Annotated in this window: 13 protein-coding genes and 1 pseudogene; 3 read left to right on the forward strand and 11 right to left on the reverse strand. The window is 69.8% G+C overall.

Annotated elements, in window-relative coordinates:
* Positions 1-220: 220 nt before the first annotated feature.
* The gene (locus tag ACTVZO_RS04585; RefSeq protein WP_443303044.1) at positions 221-1,903 is read left to right on the forward strand and encodes a sensor histidine kinase; all 1,683 of its coding nucleotides are present in this window, start codon (positions 221-223) and stop codon (positions 1,901-1,903) included.
* 50 nt (positions 1,904-1,953) lie between these two features.
* Here the strand turns inward: ACTVZO_RS04585 and ACTVZO_RS04590 are convergent.
* Positions 1,954-2,415 (reverse strand): annotated as a pseudogene (locus tag ACTVZO_RS04590) (pyridoxamine 5'-phosphate oxidase family protein); the annotation flags it as partial.
* Positions 2,416-2,542: 127 nt separating this feature from the next.
* Positions 2,543-2,869 carry an STAS domain-containing protein gene (locus ACTVZO_RS04595; RefSeq protein ID WP_443297116.1) on the reverse strand — a complete coding sequence of 109 codons (327 nt, stop codon included), beginning with the start codon at positions 2,867-2,869 and terminating at the stop codon, positions 2,543-2,545.
* 254 nt (positions 2,870-3,123) lie between these two features.
* Between ACTVZO_RS04595 and ACTVZO_RS04600 the strand changes: the two genes are divergently transcribed.
* A complete protein-coding gene (locus ACTVZO_RS04600; protein ID WP_443297117.1) occupies positions 3,124-3,831 on the forward strand; it encodes a response regulator in 708 nt (235 codons plus the stop codon).
* 60 nt (positions 3,832-3,891) lie between these two features.
* Here the strand turns inward: ACTVZO_RS04600 and ACTVZO_RS04605 are convergent, their stop codons facing one another.
* Positions 3,892-4,767, reverse strand: coding sequence for a universal stress protein (locus ACTVZO_RS04605; RefSeq protein WP_443297118.1), 876 nt, complete (start codon positions 4,765-4,767; stop codon positions 3,892-3,894).
* Between the two features lie 238 nt (positions 4,768-5,005).
* On the opposite strand from ACTVZO_RS04605, the gene ACTVZO_RS04610 reads away from it, so the two are divergent.
* Positions 5,006-7,366, forward strand: coding sequence for a phosphoketolase family protein (locus ACTVZO_RS04610; RefSeq protein WP_443297119.1), 2,361 nt, complete (start codon positions 5,006-5,008; stop codon positions 7,364-7,366).
* 1,135 nt (positions 7,367-8,501) lie between these two features.
* On the opposite strand, the gene ACTVZO_RS04615 is transcribed toward ACTVZO_RS04610, so the two are convergent.
* From ACTVZO_RS04615 to ppsA, 8 genes are all read right to left on the reverse strand, one after another.
* Positions 8,502-8,897, reverse strand: coding sequence for a recombinase family protein (locus ACTVZO_RS04615; RefSeq protein ID WP_443303045.1), 396 nt, complete (start codon positions 8,895-8,897; stop codon positions 8,502-8,504).
* 301 nt (positions 8,898-9,198) lie between these two features.
* A complete protein-coding gene (locus tag ACTVZO_RS04620; RefSeq protein ID WP_443297120.1) occupies positions 9,199-9,816 on the reverse strand; it encodes a GNAT family N-acetyltransferase in 618 nt (205 codons plus the stop codon).
* Positions 9,813-10,961: a ThiF family adenylyltransferase gene (locus ACTVZO_RS04625; RefSeq protein ID WP_443297121.1), complete on the reverse strand. Its 1,149-nt coding sequence runs from the start codon at positions 10,959-10,961 to the stop codon at positions 9,813-9,815. The genes ACTVZO_RS04620 and ACTVZO_RS04625 overlap by 4 nt, the downstream gene beginning before the upstream one ends.
* Before the next feature lie 399 nt (positions 10,962-11,360).
* Positions 11,361-11,645 (reverse strand): DUF1876 domain-containing protein, encoded by a 285-nt coding sequence (locus tag ACTVZO_RS04630; protein ID WP_443297122.1) that lies wholly within the window; start codon positions 11,643-11,645, stop codon positions 11,361-11,363.
* A gap of 18 nt (positions 11,646-11,663) precedes the next feature.
* A complete protein-coding gene (locus ACTVZO_RS04635; RefSeq protein ID WP_443297123.1) occupies positions 11,664-14,342 on the reverse strand; it encodes a cation-translocating P-type ATPase in 2,679 nt (892 codons plus the stop codon).
* Complete coding sequence (locus ACTVZO_RS04640) at positions 14,335-14,862, reverse strand: Rv1733c family protein (protein WP_443297124.1); 528 nt, start codon at positions 14,860-14,862, stop codon at positions 14,335-14,337. Before ACTVZO_RS04640 ends, ACTVZO_RS04635 begins: the two co-directional genes overlap by 8 nt.
* Before the next feature lie 111 nt (positions 14,863-14,973).
* Positions 14,974-15,474 carry a flavodoxin domain-containing protein gene (locus tag ACTVZO_RS04645; protein WP_443297125.1) on the reverse strand — a complete coding sequence of 167 codons (501 nt, stop codon included), beginning with the start codon at positions 15,472-15,474 and terminating at the stop codon, positions 14,974-14,976.
* Positions 15,475-15,517: 43 nt separating this feature from the next.
* Positions 15,518-17,959 carry a phosphoenolpyruvate synthase gene (ppsA, locus tag ACTVZO_RS04650; RefSeq protein WP_443297126.1) on the reverse strand — a complete coding sequence of 814 codons (2,442 nt, stop codon included), beginning with the start codon at positions 17,957-17,959 and terminating at the stop codon, positions 15,518-15,520.
* Between the last annotated feature and the right edge of the window lie 73 nt (positions 17,960-18,032).

Raw genomic sequence — 18,032 nt, forward strand, 5'->3', positions numbered from 1 at the left:
CCGCCCCTCTGCCGTCCGACTCTGCGATCAAGTCAGTCACGGCCAGCGGCCGTACGCAACGACGCCGCTCACGCCTCGGCGTGTCGCGATCCCGTCGTCCTGCCGACGTTCCCGCTCCCCGCCCCGCAAGGCCGGGCTGTCGATACGCTGGCTCCGGACGGGGCGGGCAGCGAAGGGGAATCACGTGAGTGTGGGGGATCCGTTGACGCAAGTGCCCCGGATGCGGCTGGACGAGCTGCTCGACGAGCTCCAAGTACGCATCGACGCCGTACGTGGCACCCGCGATCGGGTGCACAGTCTGCTGGAGGCCGTCGTCTCGGTGGGCCGGGAGCTGGATCTGGCCCAGGTCCTGCGGCGGATCGTGGAGGCCGCGGCCCTGCTCGTCGACGCCGAGTACGGGGCGTTGGGGGTCATCGGCCCTGACGGCCGCACGTTGTCGCAGTTCCTGACCGTGGGGCTCGACGAGGAGGCCATCGCCCAAATCGGTCCCCTGCCGGCCGGTCACGGTCTGCTCGGGGAGGTCATCCATCACCCGGAGCCTTTGCGCCTCACCGATCTCGGCGCTCACTCCTCGTCGTACGGGTTTCCGCCGCACCACCCGCCCATGCGCACGTTCCTCGGTGTGCCGATCCGGGTGCGGGACGAGGTGTTCGGGAACCTCTATCTGACCGACAAGCGGGGCGGGTTCGATTTCGACACCGAGGACGAATCGGTGATCTCCACCCTCTCGGTGGCGGCGGGCGTGGCGATCGACAACGCCCGGCTCTACGAGGGGTCACAGCGCCAGCAGCGGTGGCTGAAGGCCAACGCGGAAATCACTGAAAGCCTGCTGTCGGGCAGTTCCCGTCCGGCGGTGCTGGAGCTCATCGCTCTGCGGGCCCAGGAGATCACGGGGGCCCGGATCGCGGACATCTGCGTGCCGGTTCCCGGCGCCGAGGGATTGTTCGTGGAGTTCGCGGCGGGTGCGGACGGCAAGGCCAGGCGGGGATTCGTCGTGCCCATCGCGGGAACGCTCTCCGGGACAGCCCACCGGACCGGGCAACCCGTCACGGTCGTGCACGCCTCGGACGACGACCGCTACCCGGACGATGCCCAGACTGAGGGCGGGCTGGGCCCCGCCGTCGCGGTCCCGCTGGGCACCGCCGGCGGAGAGAGCAGGGGCGTGCTCCTGCTCGTGCGCGCAGCCGGCGAGCCAGTCTTCGGCGAGAACGAGTTGGAGCCACTCGTCGCCTTTGCGGGTCAGGCGGCCATCGCCCTGGAACTGGCGGAACGGCGACGTGACGCCGAGCAGATAGCGCTGCTGGAGGAGCGGGACCGGATCGCACGGGACTTGCACGACTTGGCCATCCAGCGGCTCTTCGCCACGGGCATGACCCTCCAGAGCGCCGCACGGCTCGTCGAGCACGAAGGGGCCGCCGAACGCGTCAGCCGTGCGGTCGACGACCTGGACGAAACCATCAAGATCATCCGATCGACGATCTTCGGTCTGCGCACCAAGGACCGTGAGAGCGGACAGGGTCTGCGGGCCCGCGCTGCCCGGGCGGTCGGCGACGCGGCCACCACCCTCGGCCATCCGCCGCGCCTGAACATGGAGGGCCTGCTCGACACGGACGTCCCGTCCGACGTGGCCGACCACGTCATGGCGGTGCTGGGCGAGCTCCTGAGCAACGCCGCACGCCACGCGGGGGCGACCAGGGTCGCCGTGGCCCTCAAGGCCGAACCAGGCGAGGTCGTGCTGACGGTCTCCGACAACGGCAGGGGCATCCCGGTCCAGGGCCGCAGGAGCGGCCTGCTCAACCTCGACGACCGGGCACGGAGCCTGGGCGGGTCCTTCACCGTGGACACCCCCGACGAGGGTGGCAGTCGGCTCGTCTGGCGGGCGCCACTCCCCACCGGGAGCTGACGGCCCCGACGCGATGCTCCCCCGGCAGTCGGCTCCGGCAGCGTCCGCTCCGCCTTCAGCCGGAATCCGGCGACGAGGTCGGGGCGAATCCGCAGGGCTCGGGTCATGGGGCGTCCCACCCAGGGGCGCAGCAGGGAAGCGAACCGGGTCGCCTCATCGGCGTCGGTCACCGGGCACGCGTAGCCGGTGACGACGACGCTCCAGCCGAGGTGGGTGACGGGATCGATGGCGTCCGCTTCATAGGCGACGACCACACCGGGGACATCGGCCGGGGCCGAGAGGGAGGCGAGTGCCCCGTCGTCGTGGATCCGCACGATGATGTCCCCGCCCTCGACGAGATGGTTGACCGGGCGCACGGCGGGCAGCGCCTGCTGTGTGAAGACGATGCGCCCCAGGGACACTGTCGCCACGAGCCGGAGCGCCTCGGCCCTGTCGAGCTCGCGCATGCGCCGGGTGGCCGTCACGTCGTCGGCCTGACCGTCGGTGCGCCGTATGCCGCCGGCCTGGTCCATGCTGCGCACCTTCATCCGGTATCGATCGAATCTTGGGGCTTCCGAGTCACCAGCCTCTCTCTCGATCACCACGAGAACCAGGGCCCAACGGTCCTGAACCAGGCACCGGTTTCGGACACCGCCCTGGTCAAGCCACCACGAGCCGCAGCTCGCGGTCGGCGCCGAGCACCCGCATCGACTTGGCCACCAGAGGCGGCACGCCGCACAGGCGGAGCCGGGTTCCAGTCGAGTAGCAGCGGTGGTGCACGCGCAGGAAGAGGTCGATGCCCGCGCTGTCGCAGAAGGAGATCCCGGACAGGTCGAGGACGAGGCTGCGGTGACCGTACGCGGCGAGGGCGGTGAGTCGGGGTTCCACCTGCCACGCCGTGTGGAAGTCGAGTTCTCCTGCCAGGGTGACGCGCACATCGCCGTCGCTCCTCACCGCGGTCTTCAGATCGATCAAGGTAGTCGTCATGGAACCTCCACGCTGCGTGCGGCTCTGCGGTCGAGCCGCGCCTCTCCCTGTGCGGCACCAGCTCATCGCATGCGGTCCGGCCCCGGGAAGGTCCACATGCCCCGCGCGCAGGGCCGAAGGTCCCTGCTCCCGGGTGCCCCATCGCGCGGGAAGGGTCGAATGAGGGCCGATCGGCCCTGTCCGGTCGGCCCCTTCGGCAGGCAGGATGCGGGGGTTCGGCCTTCCAGGACGAAGCCAGGCGAAGGAGTTGCGTCATGACCGACAGCGGTGCCCCCTCCCTCACCAGGACGCCAATCACGGTCTTCCTCGTCGACGACCACGAAGTCGTACGCCGCGGGGTGCACGACCTACTGGACGCGGAGCCCGACCTGAACGTCATCGGTGAGGCGGGAACGGCGGAACAGGCCCTGATCCGCATCCCCGCGCTGCGTCCCCAAGTGGCGGTCCTCGACATACGGCTCCAGGACGGCGACGGCGTGAGCGTGTGCCGCGAGCTGCGCTCGCGGATGCCCGAGCTGGCCTGCCTGATGCTCACCTCGTTCGACGACGAGGAGGCCCTGCTGGACGCCGTGATGGCGGGCGCCTCCGGCTACGTGCTGAAGCAGATCACCGGCACCGACCTGGTCACCGCCGTCCGCACCGTCGCGGCCGGCCAGTCCATGCTCGATCCGGGAGCCACGACCCGGCTGATGGCCCGCATGCGCGGCGACGTGCCCAAGGAGGACCAGGTCCCGGGCCTGCCCGGCTTCACCGACCGGGAGAAGGAGATCCTCGTCCTGGTCAGCGAGGGGCTCACCAACCGCGAAATCGGCAAACGGCTGTACCTCGCCGAGAAGACCGTCAAGAACATCATCTCGCGCCTGTTCACCAAGTTGGGTGTGGAGCGCCGCGTCCAAGCTGCCGTGATCGCCAGCCACACGCTGATCCCGCCGAGCCAGCACCCCGTCCCGACCACGGAATAGCCGGCGGCCGGGAACGCCGTACCTCCGCGTGCCCGACCCTCCCGCCTGGCCCGGGGCGGATCAGGCGTGCGGAACCACCGCGACAGGACAGACCGCGTGGTGCAGGACCGCATGTGCCACGGACCCGATGTGCGCCCCCACCGCCCACTCGCTGACCCGGCGGCCCACGACGAGCAGCTGCGCGTCCGACGCGGCGCTGAGCAGCACCTGGCCACCGCTGCCCTGTTCCACGTGAGCGACGACTTCGACCTCTGGGTACTTCAGCCGCCACGGCTCCAGGGCCTGCTCGAGCGCGGCCTTCTCGTATGGCTCCAGGCCACCGAACTGGTCGGCGATCCACATCGACCCGGGGCTGTAGCCGTAGACCGGGGGCAGGCTCCAAGCCCGGACCGCACGGAGCGGCACCTTCCGTGCCGCGGCCGCCTCGAAGGCGACGCGCAGCACTTCGACGGACTCCTCCACGCCGCCCTGTTGTCCGACGACGACCTCTCCCTCCTCCGGCACGGCCAGCGGCCTGCCGTGCGCGGAGCGGACGGAGACGACGGGGCACTCGGCGGCGGCGATCACCTGCAGACCGTAGGAGCCCAGCAGGAAACCGACCAGGGCTCCGTGCCCGCGCGTGCCGATGACCAGCAGCTCCGCGTCCCTGGCCGCGTGCAGCAGGGCCGGCACCGGCGCCTCAGCGAGCACATCCGCGGTGAGATCCAGCCCCGGGTACCGGTGGGTGAGCTCGTCCTCGACCTCCTTCAGGACGTCGTCGGCCCGCCTGGCTTCGGTGTCGCGGTCCTGGACGATCGGGTCGGCGAGCGGCGCCCAGAACCAGGCGTGAACCACGTGCAAGGGCAGGCCACGCCATACGGCTTCCCGTGCGGCCCAGTCCGCCGCAGCCCGGCTCTGAGGAGATCCGTCCACTCCGACAACCAGGGTGCGCTTCACGAGTCTGTCCTCCGTACCGATGCCGGGGCATCGAGGTCGGTCATCAGGGGGAGCGGCGCCGGCCGGGGGGGACCGGCACCGCTGACCTCACCCTCCCGGCTGGACGCCGTGGCACACAGGGGCCAACAGTCCCTCCCCCAGGGCCGGTCCTCCCCTCGCGGCGCCGACGCGGGGACGGCAGGGTGGAGGCGTCGGCTCAGTCGACGAACGTCCCGGACCGTCGTACTCAGGAGCGGGCATGACCTCGTACCCCATCTCGGAGCTCGACGCGCACTGGCGCGCAGCCAATTATCTGGTAGTCGGCCAGATCTACCTCATGGACAACCCGCTGCTCACCGAGCCGCTACGGCCGGAGCACATCAAGCCGCGGCTGCTCGGCCACTGGGGCACTTCCCCCGGCCTGAACCTCGTCCACACCCACCTCAACCGTGTGGTCAAGGAGCGCTCGCTCGACGCCCTGTGCGTCTGGGGTCCGGGCCACGGCGGTCCGGCCGTCCTCGCCAACTCCTGGCTGGAAGGCACGTACACCGAGACCTACCCGGGCATCACGCGGGACGTGGCCGGCATGGCGAAGCTGTTCCGGCAGTTCTCCTTCCCCGGCGGCGTGCCGAGCCACGTGGCCCCCGAGACGCCCGGCTCCATCCATGAAGGCGGCGAGCTCGGTTACGCCCTCGCCCACGCCTACGGAGCCGCCTTCGACCACCCCGGCCTGCTGGTCGCCTGCGTCATCGGGGACGGCGAGGCCGAGACGGGGCCGCTGGCGGCGTCCTGGCACTCGAACAAGTTCCTCGACCCGGTCCACGACGGCGCGGTCCTGCCGATCCTGCACCTGAACGGCTACAAGATCGCCAACCCGACGGTGCTGTCCCGGATCCCCGAGGACGAGCTCGACGCGCTGCTGCGCGGTTACGGGCACGACCCGTTGTACGTGGCCGGCAGCGACCCCGGCCAGGTGCATCACGCCATGGTCCGGGCCATGGACCACGCCCTGGACCGCATCGGGCTCATCCAGCAGGAAGCCCGGACAGCGGGTACCGGTACGCAGCGCGAGCGCGCACGCTGGCCGATGATCGTGCTGCGCACCCCGAAGGGCTGGACCGGCCCCGCGACCGTCGACGGGCGGCCGGTCGAGGGCACCTGGCGGTCCCACCAGGTCCCGCTCGCGGGGGTACGCGAGAACCCCGAGCACCTGAGGCAGTTGGAGGACTGGCTGCGCTCGTACCGGCCGCAGGAGCTCTTCGACGCGGACGGGCGGCCCTCCGAGCAGGTTCTCGCCTGTCTCCCGCAGGGCGAACGCCGCCTGGGCGCCAGCCCGTACGCGAACGGCGGCCGGCTGCTGCGCCCCCTCCCGCTTCCCGCCTTCGACACCTACGCCGTCCCCGTCGACAAGCGAGGCAGCAGTCTCCACGAACCGACCCGCGTCCTCGGGCGCTTCCTGACCCGGATCATGCGCGACACCGCCGAACGCCGGGACTTCAGGGTCGTCGGCCCGGACGAGACCGCCTCGAACCGGCTGGACGATCTGTACGACGCCACTGGCAAAGCCTGGCAGGGCATGACGGAGGCGACGGACCGCAACCTGTCCCGCGATGGCCGCGTCATGGAGATCCTCTCCGAACACGTCTGCCAGGGCTGGCTGGAGGGCTACCTCCTCACCGGCCGCCACGGGCTCCTCTCCACCTACGAAGCCTTCGCGCACATCGTCGACTCCATGGTCGGCCAGCACGTCAAGTGGCTGAAGGCCTCCCGCGAGTTGTCCTGGCGGGCTCCGATCGCCTCTCTCAACTACGTGCTCACCTCGCACGTCTGGCGCCAGGACAACAACGGCTTCTCCCACCAGGACCCCGGCTTCGTCGACCACGTCCTCAACAAGAGCCCCGAGGTCGTTCGGGTCTACCTGCCGCCGGACGCCAACACCCTTCTCGCCGTGGCCGATCACGCCCTGCGCAGCCGCGACCAGGTCAACGTGATCGTCGCCGGCAAGCAGCCGTGCTTCGACTGGCTGCCGCTCGACGAGGCCCGCACCCACGTGACGCGCGGCGCCGGCGTCTGGGAGTGGGCGGGAACCGACCACGGCTCCCGCGAACCGGACGTCGTACTCGCCTGCGCCGGTGATGTACCCACCATGGAGGTGCTGGCCGCAGCGGCCCTGCTCCGCGAGCACCTTCCCTCACTGGCCGTCCGCGTCGTCAACGTCGTCGACATCGCCCGGCTCATGCCCCACGAGGAACACCCCCACGGCATGACGGACGCCGAGTACGACGCGCTCTTCACCAGCGACAAGCCGGTGATCTTCGCTTACCACGGCTACCCGTGGCTCATCCACCGCCTCGCCTACCGCCGCGCCGGCCACCCGAACCTGCACGTGCGCGGGTACAAGGAGTCCGGCACGACGACCACCCCGTTCGACATGGTCGTGCGTAACGACCTCGATCGGTACCGGCTCGTCATGGACGTCATCGACCGCATCCCGGGCCTGGCCGACCGCGCCGAGGGACTGCGCCAGGCCATGGCCTACGAGCGCATCCGCCACAACGGCTGGATCCGCGAGCACGGCACCGACCTGCCGGAGGTCGCAGACTGGTCCTGGCCGTACTGAGCCCGCGAGCAGCCGGGCAGGCGGAGCAGCCGCGCTCCCTTCCCCGGCGCATGTGTCGCCACGGCCGATCGACAGCGGCTGCGCTCGCACGACGCGAGATCTCGGCGGTGGAGCAGCAGATGAGCCAGTAGGGTGCCCAGGCACCCGTTGCGTCAAGGACCCCGAGCCGAGGCCCGAGCGCACCCCCTGCGGTGAGGACGTCGCCAGGCTCCTAAATCAAACGGGCTGAGGAACCTCAGCGAGGCTGCCGGCGCCCAGGCCAGTGCGATGAAGTGGACGGCGAACCTAACAGCCCCGATCGCGATGGCCGCACCGATCGCCGGGGCCCGCCGTCACCCTGCTGCTGATAGGTCATCGCCGGCTTTACCAGGCACAGGGCGAAACCGATGCCCATGACCCTGGTGGCGAGCACCCCGCCAAGCAGTATCGCATGGTGGATGCCCGGTGCCAGCGGCCTCGGTCGGAACGTCGGTCAGCGGTTAACGCTAAGCGGTAGACGGAGTCTGGTCCTGGCCGTGTCCTTGCTGCGGCCTTACGCGTTGGGGGATGATGCGTGCACGGGACTGGACCCCCACACTGGGTCCTGTGCGTTCCGCGGCTCCGATTCCTGTGCGGTGTCGGAGCCATGCCAGCTCCCCCCGCGTCGAAGGTCCTGCTCTCCCCGAGCGGTCGGTGCCTTCCTGCTGACGCAACTGGGGCGTGAGCCGGGATTGGTGGGGCTCGCGGGCCGGGGCCCAAACACGGTGCCGGTCCGCGAGCCCTGGAGCGCCGTGGCGATACCGCCGCGGAGATCTCGTGGTGGGGTCATGAGCTGGGTCAAGGGTCGCGGCGGGCGAGGATCGTCCATCCCTCGTCCGTACTGCCTGGCACCAGGCGGCCGGCACTCTCCCATTGTTCGGCTAATTCACTGAAGATCGGTTCTAGTTCAGGACGCAGAACCGTTTCACTTCTGGGGTGGCCCACGCCTGTCGCCGACGTGGGCCGCATCGTTGTGGTCACGCCGATCCAACGGTGTCAGGGCCGTTCGAGTTACCCCCACGTCCTGTCCGAGTCGAAGGCGCGCACGGCGGTGCGGGCATGGTGGGTATCCAGCAGGATCCCGAGCTCCTTGAAGGCCTCCTCGCGGCTGGTGCTTCTAGAATGCGGCGGGCGGCGAGGTGGACTGCGTCGCGGACCAGGACGGCCTCGCGTTCTCGGGTGGCGAGGCTGTGGAACTATCCGTCGTGCTCGCGGCGGCAGTGACCTGACCTTCGAAGGATCTCTCCCGGATGTGGTTGCGTTCGATCTGTCCGGCGTCGGCGAGTACGGCGAAGAGCATGGCACCCCCGCCTCTTGGGGCATAGATGCCGATGAGCGGACCGGTGAGGAGTTCGAGCTGAATGCCGCCTGCCTGGAGCTCGGCGAACAGCGACATCAGCTCGGTCGCGTTCCTGGCCAGGCGCTCGAGCTCGTGGACCGTGAGGATGACAGGCGTCTCGGGGGTGGGCTCCTTGAGCTGGTGGCCCAGCGTGAGCGGCCCTTTCCAGTTCAGGCCGCACCTTTACCCGGTTGCTGATCTGCGCCTTGGAGGGCTTCGCGCTGGCTCGCCATCTCCCGCTGGGCGGACGACGTCTCGCGTCCTCCGATATCTCGTTTCCCTCGCGGAGCGCAGCTACGAGGACGAGGCCCCAGAAGTGTGTCGCACAACACATTGGTTTTGAGAGGACTTTCAAGGGGCGCGATCTACGGAATCGTGATCGCGCCGGTGGCTGTCCCGAAACTCTCACAGGCGATATTCGCGACAACGCGCGACGGGCCGTCACCCGAGCTAGCCACCACTGCCGGGCCTCTGTTTACTGGATGGGTTCAGGTCTGCGCGAGGCGGGTGTGCCGTCGAGGACGGTCAATTCCCTGTCGGTGGCTTGTCGTTTCCACTCGGGGGCGACGGTGGCGTAGGTGATGACGTCGTGCCAGCAGCCCTGGGTGTGGAAGAGCTGACGCAGTGTGGCTTCGGGACGCAGACCGGCGGCATGCATGACCTTCGGCATGTGGTGGTGGTCGCTACGATGGCCGGCCCAGATGCGGTGTAGGCCCAGGTGTCCGAAGGCGTAGGCCATCAGCAGCCGGCCGGCTTCATGGCCGTGCCCGCGCATGGGGGCGCCGGGCAGCAGGGCGAGGCTGGTGAGCATGGCGTTGCTGCCGTAGTCCTCGACGAGGAGCCCCATGGTACCGACCAGGGTGTCGTCGTCGGGGGCGCACACGGCGAGGGTGAATTTGCGGCGTGGTTGGGTGTGGGGCTGGGCGAGGCTCTTGGTGAAGGCGTCGTGGGCTTGCCCGGTGTCCATGCAATCGGTGCCGAGGTAGCGGGTGAGGACGCGATGGGTGAGGATCCGCGCGAAGGCGTCGTGGTCATTCGCGTGGAGCTCGCGCAGCCGCAGGTGCTCGCCGCGCAATTCGGGGACGCGGTTCACAGGGCAGCTCCGTGGGGTGCGGGCAAGGCTGCCAGGGCGGGGACAAGTGCTTCGAGGTCGAGAGAGTGGCGCCCCGAGGTGAGGGGTTCGCCGAGCAGGATGCGGCGGGCGGTGTCGGTGACGAGGGCTGCGCCGAGCATGACGCCGCTAGCCAGTTGCGGCCAACTGGACAGGGTGTGGCCGACGCGGGTGAGGGCGTCGGTCATGGCGGGGCTCAGCCGCTCCTCGTCGACGACGTCGAGGAGGAAGCGGAGAGCTTCGTCCCGGGTGAGGCTCCGTACGTCTTCGGCGGTCGTGTCGCCGGTTCGGCCGTGGAAGAGCGGACGGCGTGGTTCGAGGTCGAAGCGCTCGATGTCCAGCACCCCGCGGTCGTTGGTGTCCATGAGGACGGGGACCCGCCCGGCGCGCGCGTGTTCGCGGGCGGCGACCTTCACCCAGGGGGTGTCGCACTCCTCGACCAGCAGATCCAAGCCCCGGCCCTCCTCACCTGCGCCGAAGAAGGTCTCGATCGTCTCCTCGGTGACACCGCCGCGGTGGATCTCGATGTCCAGGTACGGATCGAGCTCATACATGCGGCGCGCGCACAAAATGCTCTTTTCCAGGCCGAGTTCGTGGACCCCAGCGCGCAACCGGTTGAGGTTGGATAGGCCGAGCCGGTCGAAGTCAGCCAGCCGGAAGGCCCCACCGACCCCCTCCATGGCACAAGTCAACGCCGCACTGCTGCCGACCGACAGACCGATCACGCCGATTCGTCGGCTCAACAGGCCCTGCTGCTGCTCGCGGCTGATCTTGTCGCGATTGCGGTCGGTGCGCACCAGGCGGAACTGGGCCTCGGGCAGCAGGTGGACCAGGCGCCGTGACCACGGATACCAGGCCCACCTGCCGTAGTCATCGGAGCAGGCCCCCAGGACATCAGCCACGGCGCTGGACCGGGAGCGGCCCCCGAAGGGGTCCTGGGGTGCCAGGCAACCCAACAGCTCGGCGACCTGCTCCTCGATCCGATCGTGGACCTCGCGCGGACGGTTCGACTCCCTCAACGTGGTCAGCGCCGCCGCGTCAGCAGCGCGGGAAGGGTCCAACAGCACAGGGCGAAACGATTCGGCCGAGTTGACGGGGTCCGGGCAGCGTGATCCGGTCCGGCTCATCGGGCCGGAGGGCATGGAGTGTGTCACGACAAGGACGCTAGCAACCAGAAGATCTTGGGCCGGGCTTCGTCACACTAGGGGGCGCACTCGAATTGATCTTCTACTTGAATGCGCCCTATCGTGCTGCGCACGCCCCCGGCTGCGAGGTGGCCGTCCATCCTCTGCACCACGGAGGTGGATGGCCGGTGGAGCGGACCCGTGTCGGGAAGGGGTCACGGTCTATGCCGCGGGTGTGCAGAGCCGAGCCGAACACGGGCACCTCCCCCTTGCGCCTACCGGCTTGCCGAAACGTTCGTGCGCAATATGCAGGTGCGGTGACTGGACCGCACGTCGTGCCTTTACCTCATCCGGCCCGTCGCCCATGGGTCCAGTCTGAGCCGCTGCTGGAGACCTGCTCGCTCACCCAAGGTCGTAGGCCGTGAGGGGTGCGTGGTGCGATGCTGCGCCCGCTGCCGCCATGTCGCCGTAGGCGGTGCGCTTGAGCTGTTCTGCCAGGTTCTCCAGTGCCCGGGCGGCCGCGAGTTCGTCACCGATCTCGGGCACGTCCTTGTCCGTCGGGTTGCAGCGCGCGGTGCCGTGACCCGTGAGGCGGGTGGTTCCGGTGTCGAGTTCGACCCGGACCTTGGTGGTGTGCTCTTCCTCGAAGAGGTAGAGGTGGGTCTTCCATTCGCTCGTGTGCGACATGGTGTGCCTCCGGTCGGATCAGGAGTAGCGGTGGTGTCGGCGTCGGGCCCAGCGCCGGATCTCGTCGGTTCCCCAGACCAGCGGTGGGAAGGCCGCGATGAGGAGGACGACGTCCAGCGGCAGGGCGGCGGTGCCGAAGAGGTTCTGGAGCGGCGGCGCGTACACGAGCGCCGCGGTGAAGACGAGTTCGAAGGCGATGCCGGCCAGGAGCAGCGGGTTGGTAAAGAGGCCGATGTCGCGCAGGGCGGCGTGGTCGGTTCGGGCGGCGATGGCCGTGCCGACCTGGCAGGTGACGATGCCCGCGAAGGTGGCGGTGGTTGCGGTGAGGTAAGCGTGGTGCAGGGGGCTTCCGGGTCCGGTGGGGTCGCCGGGGTGCCAGCCCGCACGCCACAGGACGTAGAAGAAGGCGGTCATGACGAGGACGGCGGAAACGGTGCCGAGCCAGCCCCAACTGCGAATGAGCATGTCCTTGTTGATCACGCTTTGGGAACTGGGGCGGGGCGGTCGGGACATGATCCCCGGCTCGGCGCGCTCCCGTCCGAGGGCAAGGGCTGGGAGGGTCTCGGTTCCCAGGTCGATGGCGAGGATCTGCAGGACGGTGAGCGGCAGCGGTACGGCCCCTGCGGAGAGGGCGAACACGAGGAAGGGCACGACCTCGGGGGTGAGGTGCGCGAAGATGTAGACGATGAACTTGCGGACGTTGTCGTAGACGCGGCGGCCGGCCTCGATCGCGGTCACGATGGTGGCGAAGTTGTCGTCGGTCAGGACCATGGTCGACGCCTCGCGGGCGACGTCGGTGCCCGAGAGCCCCATGGCCACGCCGATGTGGGCACGGTGCAGGGCCGGAGCGTCGTTCACTCCGTCTCCGGTCATGGCCACGATCTGCCCGTGGGCCCGCAGGGCATCAGCAACCTTCAGCTTGGTCTCGGGCGAGGAGCGGGCGAAGACGATCTCCGTACCGTCCTGGCGGAGGAGGTGGTCGAGCTCGTGGTCATCGATCGCCTCGGACTGGGCTATCACCTGGAGGTTCGGCGTTCCGATGCCGACGGCTCGGGCGACGGCGGCGGCTGTGGCTCCGTTGTCGCCGGTGACGATGTGGACGGTGAGCCCCGCTTCGTGGCAGCGCCGGACCGCGGCGGCGACCTCGGGGCGCGGCGGGTCGTAGAGGCCGACGAGGCCGAGCAGGTGCAGGTCCCGCTCGATGTCCTGCCGTCGCGAGGGCGTCGCCTCGGTCCCGGGTGGCAGCTCGCCTACTGCGACGGCCAGGACACGCATGCCGTCCGCTGCCAGGGTGTCGGCGGCATCCTGGACTTCCCCGGTCGGCTCGCCTGCAGCCAGTAGCGCCAGGACGGCCTCGGGGGCGCCCTTGACGATGACGTGAAGGCTGCCACTGTCACCGGTGTGGACCACCGACATGCGGCGCAGGCGCGGGTCGAAGCGGAAGCAGGCACGGCGGCGGCTGTCACGGTCGGCCAGGTCGAGGGGTGCAGCGTGTTGTGCGGACCCCTCCACCAGTGCGATCTCGGTCGGGTCACCGTGCAGGCACCCGTCGCTCTCTCGGGTGACGGTGGTGCACTGGGCAGCGGCTCGGACCAGTTCGGCGGTCTCCGAACCGCTTGCAGCCTCGTGCGGCGGGGTCCAGGTGGAATGGAGGCGCATCTGGTTGCGGGTGAGGGTGCCGGTCTTGTCGGTGCAGATGACGTTGGTGGATCCGAGGGTCTCCACGGCGCTCAGCCGCTTGACCACGGCGCCCTGCCGGGCGAGGACCCGTACGCCCACGGCGAGGGCGAGGGTGATGGTGGGCAGCAGCCCTTCGGGCACGTTGGCGACGAGCAGACCGATGGCGAACATCAGCGAGTCGGTCAGCGGCAGGCCGACCGCCACGCCGATCATCAGAAAGACGGCTCCCATGGCGACCGCGACCGCGGCGATCAGCCAGGCGACCTTTTTGACCTGCTGTTCCAGTGGGCTCGGATCGCGGCGGGTGCGCTGGCTGAGTGCGGCGATCCGGCCGAGCTCGGTGTGGTCTCCGGTGGCGAAGACGATCGCCTGCGCCTGGCCTCCGGTGGCGGTGGTGCCGCTGAAGACCAGGTTGGGCTCCTGCAGCAGCGAACTGCCTTCCAGCCCCGGGCCGGCAAGACGCTCGACGGGGGTGGACTCGCCCGTCAGCATGGAGAGGTCTGCCTCGATTCCGCCCTCGGTCAGGCGGGCGTCGGCGGGTATCCGGTCACCCTCGTCGAGGGTGATGAGGTCTCCGGGGACCAGGTCCCGGGCCGGGACGTGCTGCGCGTGCCCGTCGCGGATGACCTGGGCCTGTGCGGGAAGGTAGCGGGCCAGGGTGTCGACGGCTTTTTCCGCCTGCCGTTCCTGGACGAGGGCGAATCCGGCGTTGACGAGGATGACCGCGACGATCGCCCAGCCGAGCACGGCGATGGCGGCGGTGAAGGCGAGGGCCGCCGCAGCCCATAGCAGCAGGGCCAGCGGGTGGATCAGTTGCCGCAGCAGTTCCCTCAGGATGCTGGTCTGGGCAGTGCGGCGGACCTCGTTCGGGCCATAGACGGCCAGTCGGCGTGCCGCCTCCCGGCTCGACAGGCCCAGGGGGCCGGTGTGCAGTTCGCGACGGAGCAGGGGAAGGGGTCCGAGGGGATCCGGCGCGCTGCCCGGTGTAAGGTCCGGGCCGGTGGTGATCTCACTCATCGCTGGCTCCCTGGCCGGGGCGCAGGCGGCCGGACCAGAGAGGCTCGATGTCGGCCCACTCGTCTTCCCAGGCCCGTGCGCTGCGTGCGTTCACGAGGCGGAGGCGCAGGGTCACGAGGGCGCCGCCGACGAGCAGGATCCCGGCCAGCGTTCCGGTGCCGATCCCGACCGCGTTCAGAGTGATCTCGGCTTGGCCGGGTGGCGCGGCGACCGCATTGCCGTTTCCGTCGACCCACACGCGGACCGTGTCCCCGTTGCGGGTGCCTGCCGGAACAGGGATGGTCTCCGTGTGCGGGCGGCGGGACGGGTACTGCCAGGTAGCGGTTGCCACCGTGACCGGCGCACTGCTCGGCCGGACTCCGGCCCGGTAACTGGTCTCGTCGACCGTGGTGGCCGTCACAGAGTGTCCATGACGCGCGATGTTCTCGGCATTGCGGTGGCCGTCCGTCCATGCGGCCCTCCCGAGGGCGAATCCGGCGATGACGGCCAGCAGGCAGGTCAGCGCGAAGACGGCATGCATACGGGTCCGGGTTCGGTCGGCACCACGCCTGAGCGGGTTGCCCCGAGTCCCTTTCGTCCGGTGGTGCATGGCACGCCTCCGTGCTGGTCCATGGCGAACCGGGCCGTCCCTTCAGGCGGCGACGAGCTCGGCGCTGATGTGGTGGGCCCAGTTCTGGATCCGCTCGGGGTTGCGGAAGTCTCCGCCCTTGCCCTGGCGGGTCAGCACCTTGGCGAGGAAGCCCGGGGTGTGGGCCGTGATGCTGCCGCCGAAGGTCATGTGCTCGCGCGCTCCGATCAGCTGCATCTCCCGGGCGACGGCGGAGACCGGCGGGATGTCGTGTTCCTCGGCGGAGCGGTCGAGCGGGCCGCTGCTGAACATCCACACGGGGCGGTGCCGCAGGGAGTCGGCGTTGCGTTCGGCGCAGTGCTTGGCCTTGGTGCTCCAGTGGCCGGCGTAGAGGGAGCCGCCGAGGACGACGGCGTCGTAGGCGCGGACGTCGTGGACATCGTCGGCGGGCAGTACGACGGCGTCGAGACCGTCCTCGCGGAGAGTCTTGCCGATCTGTTCGGCGATGCCTGCGGTGGCTCCGTGCTTGGTCCCGTAGGCGACCAGGACTCGCTTGGTGCTCATGGCGGGTGCTCCTCGATTTCGTGGTGCGGGGCTGATGCCACTGTCACGCGGCCGACGGCTGCTCCGCTTGGGCCGGACGGATCCCTACAGGGGCCATTCGGTCCTCCCCGTAGCGCTCGTCCTCGGCAGCGGCGACGTGCTGCTTGACGGACGCGAAGCTGTCGGGGGCGACGGAGATCGAGTCGATTCCGGCGCGGACGAGGAATGCGGCGTACGCCGGGTCGTCGCTGGGCCGCTGTCCGCACAGGCCCACCGGACGTCCCAGGGTCTGGACCCGTGGGAGCAGGATCCGGATGAGGTCGGTGACGGCCGGGTCGTTCTCGTCGAAGACGTGGGCGAGGGCTCCGGAGTCGCGGTCGACTCCGAGGGTGAGCTGGGTGAGGTCGTTGCTGCCGATGGAGAAGCCGTCGAAACGCTGGGCGAAGTCCTGGGCGAGGAGAATGTTGGCGGGGATCTCGGCCATCACGTAGACCTTGAGGCCGTTCTCGCCTCGCCGGAGCCCTTCAGCCGCCATTACCTCCAAGACCTTGTCAGCCTCTTCCAAGGTGCGGCAGAACGGGATCATCACGATGACGTTGGTCAGGCCCATCTCCTCGCGCACCCGGCGCAGGGCCTGGCATTCGAGGGCGAAGCCCTCCCGGTAGCCGTCGCTGTAGTAGCGGCTGGCGCCGCGCCATCCGATCATCGGGTTGGCCTCCACCGGTTCGAAGGGGCGGCCGCCGAGGAGCTTGGCGTACTCGTTGGTCTTGAAGTCGCTGGTGCGGACGACGACGGGGTCGGGCCAGCGGGAGGCGGCGATCCGGGCGATGCCGTACGCGAGGCGGTCGGTGAAGTACCGGCCGCGGTCGAGGTAGCCCTCGGTGAGTTGGTCGATGGCGCAGCGGTCGGCGGGATCCAGGCGCTCCGGGTGCAGGAGGGCCATGGGGTGGACCTTGACCTGGTGCGCGACGATGAATTCCAGACGGGCCAGGCCCACCCCGTCCGCAGGCAGCCGCCACCAGCGGAAGGCAGCGGAAGGGTCGGCGAGGTTGAGCATCACCCGCGTGCGGGTGGCGGGCAAGGCGGACAGGTCCGTCTCGGTCTCCTCGTACGGGAGCCGGCCCTCGTAGACCTTGCCCCGGCTGCCCTCGGTACACGAGACGGTGATGTCGGCGCCGTCTCGCAGCACCTCGGTGGCGTTCCCGGTGCCGACGACCGCCGGGACGCCGAGTTCCCGACTCACGATCGCGGCGTGTGAGGTGCGGCCGCCGTGGTCGGTGACGATGGCCGCGGCACGCTTCATGATCGGTTCCCAGTCCGGGTCGGTGATCGAGGTGACGAGCACGGCTCCGGCCGGGAAGCGTTCCAGGTCCACCGGCGTGTCCATGCGGCAGACGGCACCCGCTCCGATGGCTTCGCCCACCGCGATGCCTTCGACCAGGGCATCGCCCGGGCCGGCGGTCAGACGGCAGCGGCGCAGGGTCGTGGTGCGTCGGCGGGACTGCACGGTTTCGGGCCGCGCCTGCACGATCGCCAGGTCGCCGGTGATGCCGTCCTTCGCCCACTCCAGGTCCATCGGGCAGCCGTAGTGGTCCTCGACGGCAACGGCCCATCCGGCGAGCTGCCGCACCTCGGCGTCGGTCAGGACCCGCCGGGCCTGTTCCTCGGGGGTGGTGTCGACGGTGTCGGTCAGCCCGTGTTCCGCGTACACGGCCTTGCGGCGCTTGGCGCCGATCCGTACGTCGATCACGGGGTTCAGGGCCGGGTCCTTGAGGCCGGGCTTGAAGACGGTGTACTCGTCTGGATCGGTCTGCCCGCTGACCACGGTCTCGCCCAGCCCCCAGGCCGCGCTCACCACGACGACGTTCGGGAAGCCGCTCTCAGGGTCAAGGGTGAAGATCACCCCTGCCCCGGCGAGGTCGGAGCGGACCATCACCTGGACGCCGACGGACAGGGCGACCTGGAGGTGGTCGAAGCCCATCCGCTCCCGGTAGTCGATCGCGCGGTCGGTGTAGAGGGAGGCGAAGCATCGGTGCACCGAGTCCAGCAGCTGCACGGTGCCACTCACGTTCAGGTAGGTCTCCTGCTGGCCGGCGAAACTGGCCTCCGGCAGGTCTTCGGCGGTGGCGCTGCTGCGTACGGCGACCTCCGGGTCGGAGCGGCCCAGCTCCCGGCCGAGCTCCTCGTACGCCGTGATGATCTCTGCCGTCAGGGCTTCGGGCAGGGTCTCGCCCATGATCATTGAGCGGATGCCCGCTCCGACGTCTTCGAGCGCGACACCGTCGTGGAGCCGGTCGAGCTGCTCCTGAATGCGGGTACGCAGGCCGTGGCCGTCGAGCAGTTCCTCGTAGCCGTCGGCGGTCGTGGCGAAGCCGGGCGGCACACGCAGGCCGGCATCGGTCAGCCGTCTGGTCAGCTCTCCGAGGGAGGCGTTCTTGCCGCCGACCCTGCCGATGTCGCCTCGGCTGAGCTCGGTGAACGGTACGACGCGTCGCGTGTGTCCCATGACGTCCTCCGGGGCTGCGTATCAGCAGGGATCAGTACGGCAGGGGGCGGCCGGACGGCGTGCGCAGATCCAG

Source organism: Streptomyces sp. IBSNAI002 (assembly GCF_052244475.1).
In the GTDB taxonomy this organism is placed as follows: domain Bacteria; phylum Actinomycetota; class Actinomycetes; order Streptomycetales; family Streptomycetaceae; genus Streptomyces.

Bases quoted from the DNA above. Each gene is read 5' to 3' on its own strand.
- ACTVZO_RS04585 (WP_443303044.1), top strand. From the start codon at position 221: ATGCGGCTGGACGAGCTGCTCGACGAGCTCCAAGTACGCATCGACGCC.
- ACTVZO_RS04595 (WP_443297116.1), bottom strand. From the start codon at position 2,869: ATGACGACTACCTTGATCGATCTGAAGACCGCGGTGAGGAGCGACGGC.
- ACTVZO_RS04600 (WP_443297117.1), top strand. From the start codon at position 3,124: ATGACCGACAGCGGTGCCCCCTCCCTCACCAGGACGCCAATCACGGTC.
- ACTVZO_RS04610 (WP_443297119.1), top strand. From the start codon at position 5,006: ATGACCTCGTACCCCATCTCGGAGCTCGACGCGCACTGGCGCGCAGCC.
- ACTVZO_RS04625 (WP_443297121.1), bottom strand. From the start codon at position 10,961: ATGAGCCGGACCGGATCACGCTGCCCGGACCCCGTCAACTCGGCCGAA.
- ACTVZO_RS04630 (WP_443297122.1), bottom strand. From the start codon at position 11,645: ATGTCGCACACGAGCGAATGGAAGACCCACCTCTACCTCTTCGAGGAA.
- ACTVZO_RS04635 (WP_443297123.1), bottom strand. From the start codon at position 14,342: ATGAGTGAGATCACCACCGGCCCGGACCTTACACCGGGCAGCGCGCCG.
- ACTVZO_RS04640 (WP_443297124.1), bottom strand. From the start codon at position 14,862: ATGCATGCCGTCTTCGCGCTGACCTGCCTGCTGGCCGTCATCGCCGGA.
- ACTVZO_RS04645 (WP_443297125.1), bottom strand. From the start codon at position 15,474: ATGAGCACCAAGCGAGTCCTGGTCGCCTACGGGACCAAGCACGGAGCC.
- ppsA (WP_443297126.1), bottom strand. From the start codon at position 17,959: ATGGGACACACGCGACGCGTCGTACCGTTCACCGAGCTCAGCCGAGGC.